Source organism: Amycolatopsis palatopharyngis, from assembly GCF_003385185.1.
Lineage (GTDB): Bacteria > Actinomycetota > Actinomycetes > Mycobacteriales > Pseudonocardiaceae > Amycolatopsis > Amycolatopsis palatopharyngis.
In genome coordinates, this window is sequence record NZ_PQHZ01000015.1 from 67,121 (window position 1) to 82,294 (window position 15,174).

Annotated in this window: 13 protein-coding genes; 6 read left to right on the forward strand and 7 right to left on the reverse strand. The window is 70.3% G+C overall.

Features of this window, described 5'->3' with window-relative positions:
- Entirely contained in the window at nt 1–471 is a 471-nt protein-coding gene (locus D0C15_RS14145; RefSeq protein ID WP_170161340.1) for a hypothetical protein, read from the reverse strand.
- Between the two features lie 78 nt (nt 472–549).
- Complete coding sequence (locus tag D0C15_RS14150) at nt 550–1,632, reverse strand: potassium channel family protein (protein WP_116045328.1); 1,083 nt, start codon at nt 1,630–1,632, stop codon at nt 550–552.
- A gap of 161 nt (nt 1,633–1,793) precedes the next feature.
- Here D0C15_RS14150 and D0C15_RS14155 point away from each other — a divergent pair, with 161 nt between their 5' ends.
- The gene (locus tag D0C15_RS14155) at nt 1,794–2,174 is read left to right on the forward strand and encodes a DoxX family protein (protein ID WP_116045330.1); all 381 of its coding nucleotides are present in this window, start codon (nt 1,794–1,796) and stop codon (nt 2,172–2,174) included.
- Nucleotides 2,175–2,179: 5 nt separating this feature from the next.
- On the opposite strand, the gene D0C15_RS14160 is transcribed toward D0C15_RS14155, so the two are convergent.
- Together D0C15_RS14160 and D0C15_RS14165 are read right to left on the reverse strand one after the other, a co-directional pair.
- Nucleotides 2,180–5,581 (reverse strand): ATP-dependent helicase, encoded by a 3,402-nt coding sequence (locus tag D0C15_RS14160; protein WP_116045163.1) that lies wholly within the window; start codon nt 5,579–5,581, stop codon nt 2,180–2,182.
- A complete protein-coding gene (locus D0C15_RS14165; RefSeq protein ID WP_245975775.1) occupies nt 5,578–8,769 on the reverse strand; it encodes an ATP-dependent helicase in 3,192 nt (1,063 codons plus the stop codon). The genes D0C15_RS14160 and D0C15_RS14165 overlap by 4 nt, the downstream gene beginning before the upstream one ends.
- 267 nt (nt 8,770–9,036) lie before the next feature.
- Here D0C15_RS14165 and D0C15_RS14170 point away from each other — a divergent pair, with 267 nt between their 5' ends.
- Together D0C15_RS14170 and D0C15_RS14175 are read left to right on the forward strand one after the other, a co-directional pair.
- Entirely contained in the window at nt 9,037–9,333 is a 297-nt protein-coding gene (locus D0C15_RS14170) for an MGMT family protein (protein ID WP_116045170.1), read from the forward strand.
- 36 nt (nt 9,334–9,369) lie between these two features.
- Nucleotides 9,370–10,236, forward strand: a complete 867-nt coding sequence (locus D0C15_RS14175) for a siderophore-interacting protein (RefSeq protein ID WP_116045173.1) — start codon at nt 9,370–9,372, stop codon at nt 10,234–10,236.
- Between the two features lie 7 nt (nt 10,237–10,243).
- Here D0C15_RS14175 and D0C15_RS14180 read toward each other — a convergent pair whose 3' ends face one another.
- Together D0C15_RS14180 and D0C15_RS14185 are read right to left on the reverse strand one after the other, a co-directional pair.
- Nucleotides 10,244–11,065: a uroporphyrinogen-III synthase gene (locus tag D0C15_RS14180; protein ID WP_116045176.1), complete on the reverse strand. Its 822-nt coding sequence runs from the start codon at nt 11,063–11,065 to the stop codon at nt 10,244–10,246.
- Nucleotides 11,058–12,038: a helix-turn-helix transcriptional regulator gene (locus tag D0C15_RS14185; protein ID WP_116045178.1), complete on the reverse strand. Its 981-nt coding sequence runs from the start codon at nt 12,036–12,038 to the stop codon at nt 11,058–11,060. Before D0C15_RS14185 ends, D0C15_RS14180 begins: the two co-directional genes overlap by 8 nt.
- 89 nt (nt 12,039–12,127) lie before the next feature.
- Between D0C15_RS14185 and D0C15_RS14190 the strand changes: the two genes are divergently transcribed.
- Nucleotides 12,128–13,246, forward strand: a complete 1,119-nt coding sequence (locus D0C15_RS14190; protein WP_116045180.1) for a DNA glycosylase AlkZ-like family protein — start codon at nt 12,128–12,130, stop codon at nt 13,244–13,246.
- A gap of 66 nt (nt 13,247–13,312) precedes the next feature.
- Here D0C15_RS14190 and D0C15_RS14195 read toward each other — a convergent pair whose 3' ends face one another.
- A complete protein-coding gene (locus D0C15_RS14195; protein ID WP_116045182.1) occupies nt 13,313–14,158 on the reverse strand; it encodes a sigma-70 family RNA polymerase sigma factor in 846 nt (281 codons plus the stop codon).
- Between the two features lie 82 nt (nt 14,159–14,240).
- Here D0C15_RS14195 and D0C15_RS14200 point away from each other — a divergent pair, with 82 nt between their 5' ends.
- Both D0C15_RS14200 and D0C15_RS14205 read left to right on the forward strand, forming a co-directional pair.
- Nucleotides 14,241–14,633 (forward strand): DoxX family protein, encoded by a 393-nt coding sequence (locus D0C15_RS14200; RefSeq protein ID WP_116045184.1) that lies wholly within the window; start codon nt 14,241–14,243, stop codon nt 14,631–14,633.
- Between the two features lie 81 nt (nt 14,634–14,714).
- A complete protein-coding gene (locus D0C15_RS14205; protein WP_116045186.1) occupies nt 14,715–15,173 on the forward strand; it encodes a GbsR/MarR family transcriptional regulator in 459 nt (152 codons plus the stop codon).
- Nucleotide 15,174 lies beyond the last annotated feature (1 nt).

Here is a 15,174-nt window from a genome sequence, read left to right on the forward strand (position 1 = left end):
TCAGATGAGGACTGCCCTGCGGCGGGGTCCACGACGCAGCAGGTAGCTGTAGACCCCGCCGCCTGCGCAGGACAGCGCCAGCAGCACGAGGCCGACGGGTCGGCGCAGATCGCTGTGGCCGGGAGCGGTCGCGGCGAGCCGGACATCGATCAGGCCCGTTCCGGCGTCGGCGGGAACCGCGATGTCCAGCAGTTCGCCCTGGCTGTGGCCGCAGGCGTTGAGGTTGCCGCTGCGGGTCTCGCCGTCCAGCTCGAACTGCACCGTCTCACCGCCGCCCGCGTCCGTGCACGACGTCGGCATGGTCACCGTGGCCTGCGTGATCCGGTGTTCCGGCGCGGGCGCGCGGCCGAACAGGTCAGGTCCGACCCACCAGGCGCCGACGAGCACGAGGAATCCGGCGAACGCGGCAACGGCGAGCACCTTCCACTCCACCGGGCCGGGTTCGCCACCCTGCTCTGATCGACGCCGCACAGGTCAATCGTTCCAGATCACCGGGTGGAAACACAGATACGCCGGTTGGGGCACAGTCGCGCCCCGATCGGAGCAGGCTCAGCGATTGGCGTCCTCCGCCGGTGTCACCTTGCGGACGTAGAGCAACCGGTCACCCGGTTCGATGGCATCGGCCTCCGGCGAGTCGACCCGGTACAGGTTCCCGCCACGTACCAGGCCGAGCACGGTGTCGGGCAGATGCCTTGGCGAGCCGCCCGCCTCGGAGGGCTCGACCGCCCGCTCGGCGATGGCGAGCCCCGATTCCGGCGTGAGCAGGTCCTCCACCATGTCCACCACACGGGGCGTGGAGGTGGCTATTCCGAGCAGCCTGCCCGCCGTCTCACTGGAGATCACCACCTGGTTCGCACCGGACTGCTTGAGCAGGTGCACGTTCTCCGCCTCCCGCACCGAGACGACGATATGCGCGTTCGGAGCGAGTTCGCGGGCCGTGAGGGTCACCAGCACGGCGGAGTCGTCGCGGTTGGCCGCGACCACCACCGCTCGCGCGCGTGGCACCCCGGCCACCCTGAGCACGTCCGATCTGGTCGCCGAGCCGTGCACGGTGACCAGCCCCAGCGCGCCCGCCGCGTCCAGCGCCGACTGATCGGGGTCGACGACCACGATCCGATTCGGCTCCATGACCTCGTCGCCGAGCAGTGTTTTCACCGCGGCCCGGCCCTTCGTGCCGAATCCGACGACTACGACGTGGTCACGCACTTTGGTCCTCCACTTCTGGATCCGGAACGCCTGCCGGGAGCGCTCGGTGAGCACCTCCAGCGTGGTCCCGACCAGGACGATCAGGAACATCACCCGCAGTGGGGTGATGACGACGATGTTCACGAGCCTGGCCTGCGCCGTCACCGGGGAAATATCGCCATAGCCGGTGGTCGACAGCGATACGGTGGCGTAGTACAAGGCGTCGAGCAGTGACACCCCGTCACCGTTCGAGTCGGTGTAGCCATCCCGGTCGAGGTACACGATCAATACGGCCAGTCCGAGCGCGAGCAGGGCACCGATGATCCGCCTGGCGATCGCGTTCATCGGGCTGACCGTGCTCACCGGCATCTTGATCACGCTGGTCAGCGTGTGATCGGGTTGCTCGGCCAGCCGATCGGACAGCGGGAAGCGCTTGAACTTACTCACCATCGGCAGCGTCCCTGGTCTCGGCGGCATTCGTGCGGCACGAGGCAATTCGGCCGCCCGTGCTCAGCGTCACTCACGCTGGCGTGATCGTAGTCGACCTCACCGACCGTGCACTGCCGGACGGCCGGTGGGCGGTGTCGGCGGCGTGCGAAAGTGTCCCCATGACCACCTCGCGGCCGGATCGTCCCGCAATTGCCCTCGCCTGCCTATTGGGTGGGGCGGGTGTGCTGCACTTCGTCGCGCCCACACCGTTCGACGCGCTGGTCCCCGACCGGCTCCCCGGCACGAAGCGCTGGTGGACCAGGGCTTCGGGAGCGGCAGAACTCGCTTGTGCCGCCGCCGTGGCCACTCCCCGAACCCGCAAACTGGGCGGTAGCGCCGCAGCGGCGCTGTTCGTCGCGGTCTTTCCCGGCAACCTGAAGATGGCTATCGACTACCAGCGGGCTCGCAAGCCGCGTGCACACCGGTTGGCCGCGTGGGCGCGGCTCCCGTTGCAGGCACCGCTGGTGGCCTGGGCCCTGTCCGTCGCCCGGCGGGGCTGACCCGCTCACTCCTGGGATGGAGTGCCGCCTTGCGGGCCGTTCTCCGGGGCGCCGTTCTCCGGGGCGCTGTTCTCCGGGGCACTGTTCTCCGGGACGCTGCGCAACAGCCGGCGTAGCCCGTCGGCGTCCAGCAGGTCCACCGGCCGCACGGTGTGATCGGACCGGACGTAGTGGAACGCGGCCCGTACCCGGTCCAGCGGCACTCCGGCCAGTGCCGCCCAGGCCAGCCGGTATGCCGCGAGCTGGACGGACAGCGCGGGCAACCGGTCGGAGTCGGGCACCGAACCGGTCTTCCAGTCCACAACGGTCCAACCGCCGTCCGGATCGGCGAACACGGCGTCCATCCGCCCGCGCAGGGTGACTCCGTCCACATCGGTGGAGAACGGCACCTCCACTTCGTACGGAGTGCGGGTGGCCCACTCGCTGCGCTCGAAGGCGTGCTGCAGCGCCGCGAGTTCGGCGTCGCCCGCCGCTCCCGTGTCGGCGGCTCCAGGCAGATCGTCGATCTCCAGCAACCGGTCGGCGCCGAATCGGCGCTCCAGCCAGCCGTGGAAGGCAGTACCGCGCCGCGCGAAGGAGTTCGGCGGCATCGGCAGCGGCCGCCGCAGCCTGCGCGCGAGCGCCTCGGGGTCACCGGCCAGTTCGACCAGTTGGCTCACCGAGAGCCGATCGGGCAGGGTCACCTGCTCGACCGCTCCCGCGGCCCGTGCCCGCTCGGCGAGCAGCACGTCGGTATCGGTGATCCAGCCGTCCGGGTCCTCCTGGGGCTCCGCATCCTCGATGCCCTCATGCGCCGCGGGCTCCGGCTCCGCGAGTGCGGCCATCTCGGACTTCACCAGCTCGACGCCTTCCAGTACGGCTGCCCTGCGCCCGCCGAGTGGATCCACGGGCCACTGTGCCGTGCGGTACTGGGAGATCAACGGGTTCGGCACGTCCGGTTCCGGCTCGCTCGCCCACTCACCCACCGTGCCCACCGCATCCGGCCCGGCGGCCTCGCCCATGATCGCGGCGATCTCGGTGAGGAAGTCGGACGGCCCCTTCGGCTTGGCGCTGGTCTCGTTCCACCAGTGCCCCGAAGCGAGCAGGCAGTGCTCGGAACGGGTCAGCGCCACGTAGCAGAGCCTGCGCTCCTCCTCGGCCTGGCGCTCGGCGAACGCTGACTCGTGCTCGGCCAGTGACTCGACGACCTCCTTGCGGTTCTCCCCGCCGTACAGGCGCACCTCGGGCAGGTCCTGGGCGTCCCCACGCAACGGGGCGGGCAGCGACGGGACTGTCTTGAGCCAGGACGAGGATCGGCGTTTGCCGGGGAAGACGTCCTTCACCAGGTGCGGGACCGCGACGACCCGCCACTCCAGGCCCTTGGCCGAGTGCACGGTGAGTACCTGCACCCGATCCGGCACCACCTCGACCTCACCGGGTGCGAGTCCGTCCTCCGCGTGCGTGGCGGCGGCGAGGTAGTCCAGAAAGGACAGCAGGGTGGCGGTGGGCGCGGCTTCGGCGTATTCGGTCACCACGTCGGCGAACGCGTCGAGGTGCGCCCTTCCCGCACTGCCGGGCCTCGCGAGGGACTCGACGTCGAGCAGCATCGTCCGCTCCACATCCGCGACCAGTTCGGGCAACGACTGGTCCAGCCTGCGCCGGAGCGCGGAGAGCTCCCCGCTGAGTCTGCGAACACGCTGGTATCCGGCCGTCGAGTAGTGTTCGGGAGCACCGGGGTCGTCGATCGCGTCCACCAGCCCGGTCTGCTCGGCTCGCTCCGCGTAGAGCGCCGGATCCTCCAGCGGTTGACCTGTTTCCACGGTCGGCGCGGGCCCCGCCAGCAGTTTCGCCCGCCGCCACAATGCCGCGAGATCGGCAGCGCCGATCCGCCACCGAGCTCCGGTGAGCAGGCGGGCTGCTGCGGTACCCGCCAGTGGGTCGGCCAGTACCCGCAGGGTGCTGACCAGGTCGGCCACCTCGGGTTCGTCGAGCAGGCCGCCGAGACCGACCACCTCGACGGGCAGCCCCCGTTCGCGAAGCGCGGCGGCGATGGGCGCCATATCGGCACGCCTGCGCACGAGTACGGCCGCGGTGGGCGGGGTTCCGTTCTCCGCGCGCTCGGCGAACCAGACCTGTGCCATTGCGTCAGCCAGCCACTCCCGCTCCGCCCGGACGTCGGTGAGCAGCGCGCACCGGATGTCGGCCGGTCCCGCACCCTCACGTGCCCGTAGCCGTTCCACGCCGAGACCACCGGCGCGGAGGGGTTCGGCGATCCCGTTGGCGAGGGTGAGCACCTCGGGCGGATTGCGGAAGCTGGTCAGCAATCCGTACCGGCGCGCGGGCACCAGCCGATCCTGCTCCCTTCGCGGGAAGTCGGTGGTGAACCGGGGCAGGTTCGCCGCGCTCGCACCGCGCCAGCCGTAGATGGCCTGTGCCGGGTCGCCGACGGCGGTGATCGGCAGCGGACTGTCCGCGCTGCCGCCGAACAGCGCCCGCAGCAGTACCCGCTGCGCATGTCCGGTGTCCTGATACTCGTCCAGCAGCACCGCACCGTAGCGGTCCCGTTCTCCCGCGGGTACCTCCGGATGCTCGGCCGCCAGCCGTGCTGCCAGCGACATCTGGTCGGCGAAGTCCAGCGCGCCCTCCGCGCGCTTGCGCCGCTGGTAGTTGTCCACCAGTGGGAGCAGTTCGAGCCGGAATCTTTGCGCGGCAAGAATTTCCGTCAGTACCACCGGCGGATCGGCGCGCTGCCCCTTCGCCCTGGGAGCGTTCTCCACAAGGGAACAGAAGCGCGCCGTATAGGCCCGCAGCGCCTCCGCCTCCACGAGGTGCTCACCCAGTTCACCGGCGAGCGAAAGCAGCTGGGCCGTAACCGTGGCCGGCACCTTGTCGGTCTCCAGATCGCTGTCCCATGTGGACACGACGCGATGGCCCAGCTGCCAGGAAGCGGTCTCCGACAGCAGCCGCACACCCGGCTGCACCGGAAGGCGCAGGCCGTGTTCACCGAGCAGCCTGCCCGCGTAGGCGTGGTAGGTCAGCACGGTGGGTTCACCGGCGAGTACCGCGGCGCGCCGCTGTCCGCCGGGATCGATCCGTTCCAGCAGTCCGGAACCGGCGAGCCTGCGTAGCCGGGCCCGCACCCGCTCGGCGAGCTGGCGCGCCGCCTTGCGGGTGAAGGTCAAACCCAGCACGCGTTCGGGGGTCACCAGGCCGTTCGCGACGAGCCACACCACCCTGGCCGCCATGGTCTCCGTCTTGCCCGCACCCGCGCCCGCGACCACGAGGGCGGGCTCGGCGGGCGCCGCGATCACCGCGGCCTGCTCGTCGGTCGGCGGATGCAGCCCCAGCGCGAGCGCGATCTCCGCGGGCGAGACGAGTGATTCCGCGCCAGGCGGAGTCACTGTGCCAGCTGCTGCCCTCTCCGTCATGGTCCGGTCACCTGCCTTCCCTCCGGCCGGATCGGGCAGGCGGTGCGACCGGGGCAGCGTTCACAGTCGGTGTTCTCCCTGGCCGTGTATCCCGGTCCGGTGGTGGAGGTGGCCGCCGCACGGATCTGTTCCAGCCACTGCTGCCTGGCCTCCTCGTCGAGTGGCGGCTGGTCCCGTTGTGTCGCACCGGTTCTGGCGTTCGACTTGGCGACGTAGACGAGCCTGGCACCGCCGGAACTCGAGCCTGCCGAGTCGGCGAAGGCACCCAGCAGCGCCGCGAGCTGGTAGGTGGCCAGCTGCGGGTTCTGCTCCGCGTCGGCAGCGGTCACCGGCGTTTTGCCGGTCTTGATGTCGACGATCACCGGTCTGCCCTGCCGGTCGGACTCGAGCCGGTCGACCCGCCCGCGCAGCACGATCTTCGGCTCCTCCGGACCTGTTCCGGACGGCGGGAGGGCGATCTCGATGTCCTGTTCCACCGCCAGCTGCGTCAGCTCGGCGCGACTGCCCTTCAGCCAGGTGAGGAAGTTCTGCACCATCTTCTCCACCCGGCGGCGTTCCCGCCGCGAGAACCACGGCGCACCCGCGTCCACCCGGCTCCACGCGTCGTCCAGCGCGGCCCGCAACTGTTCGTCGTCGGCTCCGCTCGCCGCGGCCTGCGCCAGTGCGTGCACCAGTGTGCCGGTGACCGCGGCAAGTTGCGCCGGGTCGCTGCCACCGTGTCGTTCCAGTAGCCAGCGCAACGGGCACCTGGCAAGGACATCCACAGTGGACGGTGATACGCCGATCACATCACCGGGACCGAACAGCGGCGTCTCCGTGGAAACGTCTCCCAGGCCGTACCAGGAGTCGGGATGTGCGCCGGGCACACCCGCAGCGGCCAGCCTGGCGAGTTGCCGCGCCGCGAGCTTGCGCCTGTCCGGCTCGGACTCGCCATCGCAGACCACCTCCCGCAGCTCACCGACCAGTTCGGCGAGTACGAGCGAGCGTTCGTTACCAACAGCTCGCAAATCGGTCCGCTGTTCGTCGGCGGAGTCGTCCTGCTCGTCGACGAAGCGGGACGGCTGCTCGTCCTCGCCCTGCACGGCACTGACGATCAGGGTATGCCGTGCGCGGCTCGCGGCGAGGTAGAACAGCCGCCGCTCCTCGGCGAGCAGTGGCGCGGTCGCCGAAACGGACTCCGAGTCCACTCCGGACAGCAGGTCGACCAGCCGCTCCACGCCGAGCAAGGATCCGCGCAGCCGGAGATCGGGCCAGCTGCCCTCCTGCACCCCGACGACCGCGACGAGGCCCCACTCGCGCCCGACGGAACCGTGTGCGGTGAGCAGCGAGACGCCCTCGCCTCGGGCGGCGACGGGGGCCAGGCTGTCCCCCGCGATCTGTTGTGCCGTGAGGTAGTCGGCGAATCCGGCGACACTCGCCTTCGGCAACCGGTCGACATAGTGACCGGCGGCGTGGAAAAGCGCCACGACCGCGTCGAGATCCCGATCGGCCTGCATCCCGAGGGAGCCACCCCGAGCCGCGAGGCGAAGGAGCCGCCGCTCCAGCCCGCTGGCCTGCCACAGCTCCCAGAGCACCTGTTCCACCCCGTCGCCGCGGCGCACGCCCGCGCGGGCGAGGTCCAGCAGGCCGCCCACGCGCCGTACCGGCGCCGCCTCCGATTCGGCGAGCCCCGCCAGCACGTCGTTTCCCCGCAGGGCCTCGATCAGCAGTTCGTCGCTCGAGCGCTCACCACCCGCGGCGAGTTCGAGTCTGCGCAGTCCCCTGCGCAGTCTGCGCAACGCGAGCGGATCCGCCCCGCCCAACGGTGAGGACAGCAACTGCTCGGCGATATCGGCGTCGAGCAGTTCGGGGTCGGCGCCGAGACGCAGCACGGTCAACAGTGGACGCACCCCGGACTGCCTGGCCAGCGGGAGCTCGTCCTCGGCTGCCGCGATCGGCACCCCGGAGGCGCGCAGTGCGCGTTGCAGGACGGGAAAGGAACGCGACGGCGAGCGGACCAGCACGGCCATCTCCGACCAGGGCACCTCGTCTATCAGATGGGCCCGCCGTAACTGGTCGGCCACCCAACCGGCCTCGGCCGCGGGAGTGGGCAGCAGCCTCGTTCGCACGGAGCCCGGTCCGGACTGGGCTCCGGGCAGCATCGCGCGGTGCCTGCCGCCGCCGGTCAGCTGCCCGGCGATCCTGGCGACCGTGTCGTGCACGGCGGGCGCCATCCGATGCACCCTGCGCAGCGTGAGGGTGCGCTCGCCGTGCGGATCGGCGTCGGTGAACAGCCGGGGGTCGGCGCCTCGGAAGGAGAACACCGACTGGTCGGGATCACCTGCGAGCACTAGGTCCTGTGCGGCACCGCCCAGCCTGCGCACCAGGCGAGACTGCAGCGGGTCCAGGTGCTGGGCGTCGTCGACCAGCAGATGCCGGATCCTGGCCTGCTCTCTGGCGAGCAGATCGGGGTCGGACTCCAGGGCGACCAGCGCCGAGGACACCAGCTCAGCGGCGTCCAGCGCGGGTGCTCCGGGCTGGCCCAGCGCATTGCCCCCCGCGCCCTGCAGAAGGGTGACCTCCTCGTACTGCCGCCAGAAGATCCCAGCGGCGATCCACTCCTCACACCCCCGGTTGTGCCCGAGCTTGATCAGGTCCTCCGGGCCGAGCCCGCGTTCGGCGGCCCGCAGGAGCAGATCGCGCAACTCCTCGGCGAACCCGGGAACCGAGAGTGCGGGACGGAGCCGCTCCGGCCAGTCGACCGCGCCTCCCGCGAGGTCGCCGGCGAGCAGTTCGCGCACGACGACATCCTGCTCGGGCCCGGACAGCAGGCGAGGCGGCGGCAGGTCGTCGGCGGCGGCCTGCAGCCGCAGGACGGCGAAGGCGTAGGAGTGCACGGTGCGGACCAGCGGCTCGCGGACGGTGCGGGGCTCAGGGCCGTCCGCGGCGGTGAGCTTGCGGGTGATGTCGGCGCGCAGCGACTCGGCGGCCCTGCGGGACGTGGTGAGCACGAGCACCCGCTCCGGATCGGCCCCACCCGAGCGCACCCGCTGCGCGGCGACCTCGGCGAGCAGCGTGGTCTTGCCCGTGCCGGGCCCACCGAGTACCCGTACGAAACCAGCGGGCTCGTCGATCAGCCGCCGGGCATCGGGTTCCCAGACGCGCGGCTCGTCGGGCGCGGCCGCCGGGCGAACCAGGCGCGCGCCCACCTGCGCAGTCCTGCCGCGGTTGCTCACAGATGCGATGGAATCATGCCGGTCCGACACACCTGACCACCGCCATGCCCCCAATGCCACATTCGGGACGTTGGAGTTCCCCAATGCGGCATTCGGGACGTTGGAGTTCCCCAATGCGGCATTCGGGACGCTGGAGTTCCCCAATGTGGCATTCGGGACGCTGGAGTTCCCCAATGTGGCATTGGGGACGTTGAACGTCCCCAATGCCACATTGGGGAACTTCCCGGGCAGCATGGGCACATGGACGAGCAGTTGCACGAGCGGGTGCGCGAGTTGATCGCGGCGGTACCGGAGGGCTCCGTGTCGACCTACGGTGACATCGCCGCACTGGCGGGCGCCCCCACCCCCAGGTTGGTCGGTCGCATTCTCGCCGAGGACGGGCACGACGTGCCCTGGCACCGGATCCTGCGTGCCAACGGCACTCCGGCACCGCACCTCGCGCGCGAGCAACTGGAACTGTTGCGTGCCGAGGGTGTGCTGGCGGACGGGGAAAAGGTTAACCTGCGCACCTATCGCTGGACGCCCAGCGCAGGTTAGGCTGCCCTAAATACCGTCGAGGACCGAGGGGCATGGATGACGGCGACGGCACAGGACACAACGCTGGCGTACCGGATGATGCACGTGGCGCGCGTGGAACCGCTGACGCCACACCTGGTCCGGGTCTGCTTCAACGGAGCCGACCTGCACGACGTCCGCGACGTCGCCCCCGACCAGTACATCAAGCTGTTCCTGCCGCTGGAAGGCCAGGCGCGTCCCCAGTTGCCGCCGCCTCTCGCCGCCGAGGACCAGGTGGCCTCCTGGTATCGCAGGTACCTCGCGATGCCCGACGGGGTGCGCCCGCCGATGCGCACTTACACGATTCGCGCACTCCGGCCTGAGCGGGGCGAACTCGACATCGACTTCGTCCTGCATCCGGACGCGGGTCCTGCCTCCGCCTGGGCCGGTTCGGCGGCTCCCGGCGACGAGGTGGCGTTTCTCGGCCCGCACGGGCTGTACTCGGTCCCCGAGGGCACCCGAAAGCAACTGCTCGTCGGCGACGAGTCGGCCCTGCCCGCGATCGGCGCGATCCTCGACGCCCTGCCGCGGGACGAAAGCGCCACCGTGATCGTGGAGGTCGGCGGCCCGGCCGACCGGATCCGGCTGGAGAGTCAGGGCGACGCCGACGTCGCCTGGGTGTACCGCGGCGAGGCCGAGCACGGCGACGCGCTGCTGGCTGCGGTACGGGCCGCGGACTTCCCATCGGAGGCCGTGTACGCCTGGGTTTCCGGCGAGGCGACGCTGGTGAAACACGTCCGGCGGCACCTGGTGCGCGAGCGCGGCGTGGACAAGCGGGCGATCACGTTCACCGGCTACTGGCGCCGTGGCGCGTCGGAGGACGACCAGGGCAGGGAGAGCATGCGGCGGATCGACTCCGGCGAGATCCCCGAGGACGAGTTCTGAAACTCCCCTACCGGCCGAGTTCGGCGACGAGCAGTTTGACCAGCGCGCCGAGGCGCTGGCGTTCGGGCTGCACCGTGGGCACACCGATGTCGGCCAGCGGCGCGGCGGTCACCGGTCCGACACAGGCGCACAGGACGCTGGCCGGATCAGCGAGCGCCGCACGGAACTCCTCGAATCGGCCGCCCTCGCGTGCCAGGGTCAGCAGATTGGCGGTCGCGGGCGCGCTGGTGAACGCGAGTGCTCGGACCTCGCCCGACAGCACACCGCCGATCAGCTCCCGGGCGGGAGCCAGGTCCCGAGGCCACTGCCAGCGGTAGGGCTGCACCAGCAGCAACTCGGCTCCCGCGTCGAGCAGTTCTCCGGTGAACTCGGGCAGCGTGGTGCCGTGCAGCTGGGCGACGACCCTGCGCCCAGCCACTTCCTCGGCCAGCACCCGGTCGAACAGTTCCCGGTTGCTCTCCCCTGGCGCCGACCAGTGCTCGGTCAATCCAGCCCCGCGCACCGCGCCGGTGGCCTTCGGCCCCCGGACCAGGATCCGGGCCTGCCCGAGCGTCGCCAGCAGCCGATCGGCCATCCCCCAGCCGCGTGCCGCGTCGATCCAGCCGCGAAACCCCGCGCCGGTGGTGACAGCCACCAGATCCACGGGCCCGGCCAGCACGTTCTCCGTCGCGATCCGCAGCTGTTCGTCATCGGCGAGCGGAACGATCCGGATGGTCGGGGCGTGCCGCACGGTGGCGCCATGTCTGCTCAGAGCCGCACTGAACTCCTCGGCCCTGCGCTCGGCGGTGATACCGATCGTCACCCCCGCCAGGGCGGCGTGCTCAACCATACCGCGCCGCCGATCGGCGAAGTGCGTCCGCGACCTGCTCGCGCAGTTCCGCGGGTTCCAGCACCTCGATCTCCGCCCCGAATCTCAGCAGCTCGCCGATCGCGGCGATCGTCGGTTCCACCGGCAGTTCCACGCGTAACCATCCGTTCTCATCCGGTTCGCCCCCGGCAGCGCGCACTGCCCGCACGCCGACGGCCCCGCAGTAGAACGGTACGAGTTCTCGGGCCATGGCGGACATGCGGACCACCGCGCTCCGCGGATAGAGCCGTTTTTCGAACTCCGCCGACCACTCCTGCCAGTACTGCGTGAGATCGAAGTCCGCAGGCCGGTCGAACCGCTCGTCGAGGACGGTGAGCTCGACGATCCGCGAGACCCGGTACGTGCGCACACCCGGCTCCCTGCCACTCGAGGCGTGGGCGGCCAGGTACCAATTGCCCGCCTTGAGGACGAGACCGAGCGGCTCCAGCGTGCGCTCCACCACCTGATTGCCCCACCGCCGGTAACGCACCGAAACACGCCGCGACTGCCATACGGTCTCCGCCAGCTCGCCGAGGCACGGGGGGCTTTCGATTCCTCGGTGCCATCCAGGGACGTCCAGGTGAAAACGCTGTGCCACGGTGCCCGCCCGGTCCCGCAACTCGGCGGGCAGCGCCGCGTACAGCTTCAGCTGCGCGGCGGCGAGAACGGTGCCGAGTCCCAGTTCCGCCGCCGCCACCGGCAGCCCGGCCAGCGACAGCGACTGCGCCTCCTCCTCCGTCAGCCCGGTCAGCCGGGTGCGGTAACCGTCGACGAGCTGGTATCCGCCTGCCCTGCCCCGGTCGGCGTACACCGGCACGCCGGACGCGGAGAGCGCCTCTATGTCGCGATACACGGTGCGGACGGACACCTCGAGCTCCGCCGCCAGTTCGGTCGCCGTCATCCGGCCCCGGTTCTGCAGCAACAGCAGCTCCGAGAGCAGCCTGCTCGCACGCATGAAGGCAGCGTAACTCCTAAAACTGACAGGAGCTGACAGGTATCCGGGGCAGACTGGGCCACGAAACCTGAACGAGTAGGAGTCGCGGAATGCTCAGGGTGGACCGCAAGCAGGTACTGGCCTATCGGATCGCCACACAGGGCCTGCATCGCCAGGAAACGGATCCGGCCGGACTGGCAGTGCTGGATCTCGGTATTCAGGACAATCAGCGGGATTCCGGTGCGCTCGCGATGGCCGCGAGGGTCCGTGGCGACCGCAGCGCGCAGGCACTGGCCGACGATCCCCGGTTCGGCCTCGCCTGGTCGCACCGGGGCGCGCCACACTGGCATCGCGCGGGTGACCTCGCGGGACTCGCCGCCGCATTGGTACCGCTGGACGACAGCGACGCGCAGGCGCGCATGGGCTGGCAACGGAGCCGAGTCGCCGCTGCCGGCATGCCACCGAAGGAGGCGCTGCTCACCACGGCGAAGGCGATCCGCGAAGCCGTGGACCGGCCGATGACCAAAGGCGCGGCCAGCACGATCGTCACCGGCCTCGTGCCCGCCGGGCTGTCCGTGTGGTGCCGCCCCTGCGGTTGCACGCACGTGCTGGAGCAGCTCATGCGTCTCGCGGCGCCGATCGGCGGCGTTCGGCTGGTGGCCGGCGCCAGCCCCGCGACGCTCGCCCCGCTCGAGGACAGGCGGCCGGTCACCGGTGATCCAGATCTGAGCGCCGTCACCTCGATCGTCACCGCCTACCTCTGCCTGCACGGTCCCGCGACATCCGGTGAGGCGGCCGGTTTCATCGGAACCACCAGAAAGGCCATCGGCCCGGTCTGGCCGGACGAGCTCGCTGAGGTCGGGTTCGACGGCCGGAAGACGTTCCTGCCCGCCGCGCGGCTACCCCTGCTGGAGAACCCGCCCGAACCCGCCGTGGTCCGGCTCCTGCCACCGTCGGATCCCCTGCTGCAAGGACGCGACCGGCTGACCCTCGTGCCGGACAAACTGCTGCACAAGGAGATCTGGAAAATCCTCGGCAATCCCGGCGTGATCCTCGCCGACGGTGAACTGGCGGGTACGTGGCGGGCGAAGACCTCGGGCAAGCGTTTGCGTATCACCGTGTCGCTGTTCTGGAACCTCCCCCGGCCGGTCCGCGAGCAGATCGAGGACGAGGCCGAACGCGTGGCGGCCGTCCGGGGATACACCGAGACCACGGTGGACTGGCCCTAGACACCTCAGGAACCGCCCACCCGGGATCGCACTTTCCCGGGAAAGTGCGACCAAGGAGTGGCGACGTCACGCCGCGGTGAGCAGGTCGGTGCCGCGGATGCGGGTGATGGTGATCGCGGCGACACGGGGACCGACCGTCGTCACCACGACGGCGGCGAGGGGATGGCCGCCGGGCGCGATGACGTCGACCGTCCGCCCGTTGAGCCGCAACGTCGTGCTGGCCTGGATGCGGTCCGCGAACAGCCGGGTTTCTTCCGCGACCGCGACCGCGCCGACCACCGTTGGCGCGACTCCCGGCGGCAGGAGTTCGGCGTCGACGGTACGCACACAGCCCGGTGCCATCAGCATGATCATCCGTTGCAGATCTCCGCCGCGCGCCGCGTCGAGAAACGCGGTCACGACCTCACGGTGCCGTGGCTCGTCGCCACCCGCCTCGAGCTGCTCCGCGGCGCGGTGCGTCCGCGCCCTGCCTCTGCTGGCCAGCTTCTTCGCGGTGGCCGGCGTGGTGTCGAGAATGGCCGCGACCTGGGCGAACGGGACGGCGAACAGGTCGTGCAACACGTAGGAGACGCGCTGCCGCGGTGGCAGTTGTTCGAGCAACACCAGCAGTGCGCGCGACACGTCCTCGCGGCGGATGAAGTCTTCGTCGGCAGCGATCTGGGCGGCGGGGATCGCGTCAGCGAGCAGCGGTACCTCGCCGCGCCGGTGCCGGGCGCGCAACTGGTCGAGGCACACCCGCGTCGTGACCGTGGTGAACCAGCCGACCGGGTTGTCAATCCGCTCGCCTGCGGTCCGCGTGCGCAGCCACGCCGTCTGCACGGCGTCCTCGGCGTCGTGCACCGACCCGAGTATCCGGTGTGCAAGGGACAGCAGCCGGGGGCGCGCTGCCTCGAACTCCTCGATCGATTCCACGGGTGATGTCACCTTTCACGTGTGCGGGACGTCAGGACGGTCGCGCAACCACCACGACGGGACGCACTCAGGAGGCAACGGCATGAGCATACTCGCGGTATCCGGCACTGGCGGCGGTGTCGTCACGGCACTCGCAGTCGTGACGGTCTTGTGCATCGTCGCGAACCTGGTCATCTCGGTCGCCGACTTCCGCCGTGCCGAATTCGTGCTGGCGAACTCGGCCGAGGTCGGCCTGCCGCCGTCGACGATTCCATATCTCGCCACGCTCAAGACGGCGGGCGCGGCAGGTCTGGCCATCGGCTTCGTGGGCCTTCCCTGGCTGGGACTCGCTGCCGGGATCGGCCTCGTCGTGTTCTTCATCGGCGCCGTAGGTGCGCACATCCGGGCGCGAGTGCTCTACAACATCGGCTTTCCGTCGCTGTACCTGCTGCTCGCGCTCGGTGCGACGGCGTACTTCGCGCAGGTCGTCTGGTGAGCGCCTGCCACCTCCAGCAATATTCGGAACTTTTTGAAGAGTTCGAAATGCTAGAATTGACGCGAGGTGGATGGGAGGCTCATGACCGAGCACACGACAGAGGCTGCCGAGGAACTCGCCCTGATCCTGACCAGGAACGGGATGCAGCGGATGACCGCGCGGGTGCTCGGGATCCTGCTCTTCACGCAGCAGGACACCATCACGGCAGGCGAGATCGCCGAGCAGTTGAAGGCCAGCCCCGGCTCGGTGTCGGGTGCGATCAAGATGCTGACCCCCACCGGCCTCATCGAGAAGGTCCCCGTACCCGGCAGCAGGCGCGAACACTTCCGGTTCCCTGACGACGGCTGGCCGACACTCATGTCCGCGCAGAACGACGTCGTCCGGCTCATGCAGGAGGCGGCGGAACGGGGGGCCGCCGCTGTGGGGCCGGAGACCACAGCCGGACGCCGGTTGATGGACATGCGGGATTTCTACGCTTACCTGATGAAGGAACTGCCCGCGGTGATCGACCGCTGGCGAGCCGAGCGAAAGCAGATGTGAG

Bases quoted from the DNA above. Each gene is read 5' to 3' on its own strand.
- D0C15_RS14155 (WP_116045330.1), top strand. From the start codon at position 1,794: ATGACCACCTCGCGGCCGGATCGTCCCGCAATTGCCCTCGCCTGCCTA.
- D0C15_RS14160 (WP_116045163.1), bottom strand. From the start codon at position 5,581: ATGACGGAGAGGGCAGCAGCTGGCACAGTGACTCCGCCTGGCGCGGAA.
- D0C15_RS14170 (WP_116045170.1), top strand. From the start codon at position 9,037: ATGGACGAGCAGTTGCACGAGCGGGTGCGCGAGTTGATCGCGGCGGTA.
- D0C15_RS14175 (WP_116045173.1), top strand. From the start codon at position 9,370: ATGACGGCGACGGCACAGGACACAACGCTGGCGTACCGGATGATGCAC.
- D0C15_RS14180 (WP_116045176.1), bottom strand. From the start codon at position 11,065: ATGGTTGAGCACGCCGCCCTGGCGGGGGTGACGATCGGTATCACCGCC.
- D0C15_RS14185 (WP_116045178.1), bottom strand. From the start codon at position 12,038: ATGCGTGCGAGCAGGCTGCTCTCGGAGCTGCTGTTGCTGCAGAACCGG.
- D0C15_RS14190 (WP_116045180.1), top strand. From the start codon at position 12,128: ATGCTCAGGGTGGACCGCAAGCAGGTACTGGCCTATCGGATCGCCACA.
- D0C15_RS14200 (WP_116045184.1), top strand. From the start codon at position 14,241: ATGAGCATACTCGCGGTATCCGGCACTGGCGGCGGTGTCGTCACGGCA.
- D0C15_RS14205 (WP_116045186.1), top strand. From the start codon at position 14,715: ATGACCGAGCACACGACAGAGGCTGCCGAGGAACTCGCCCTGATCCTG.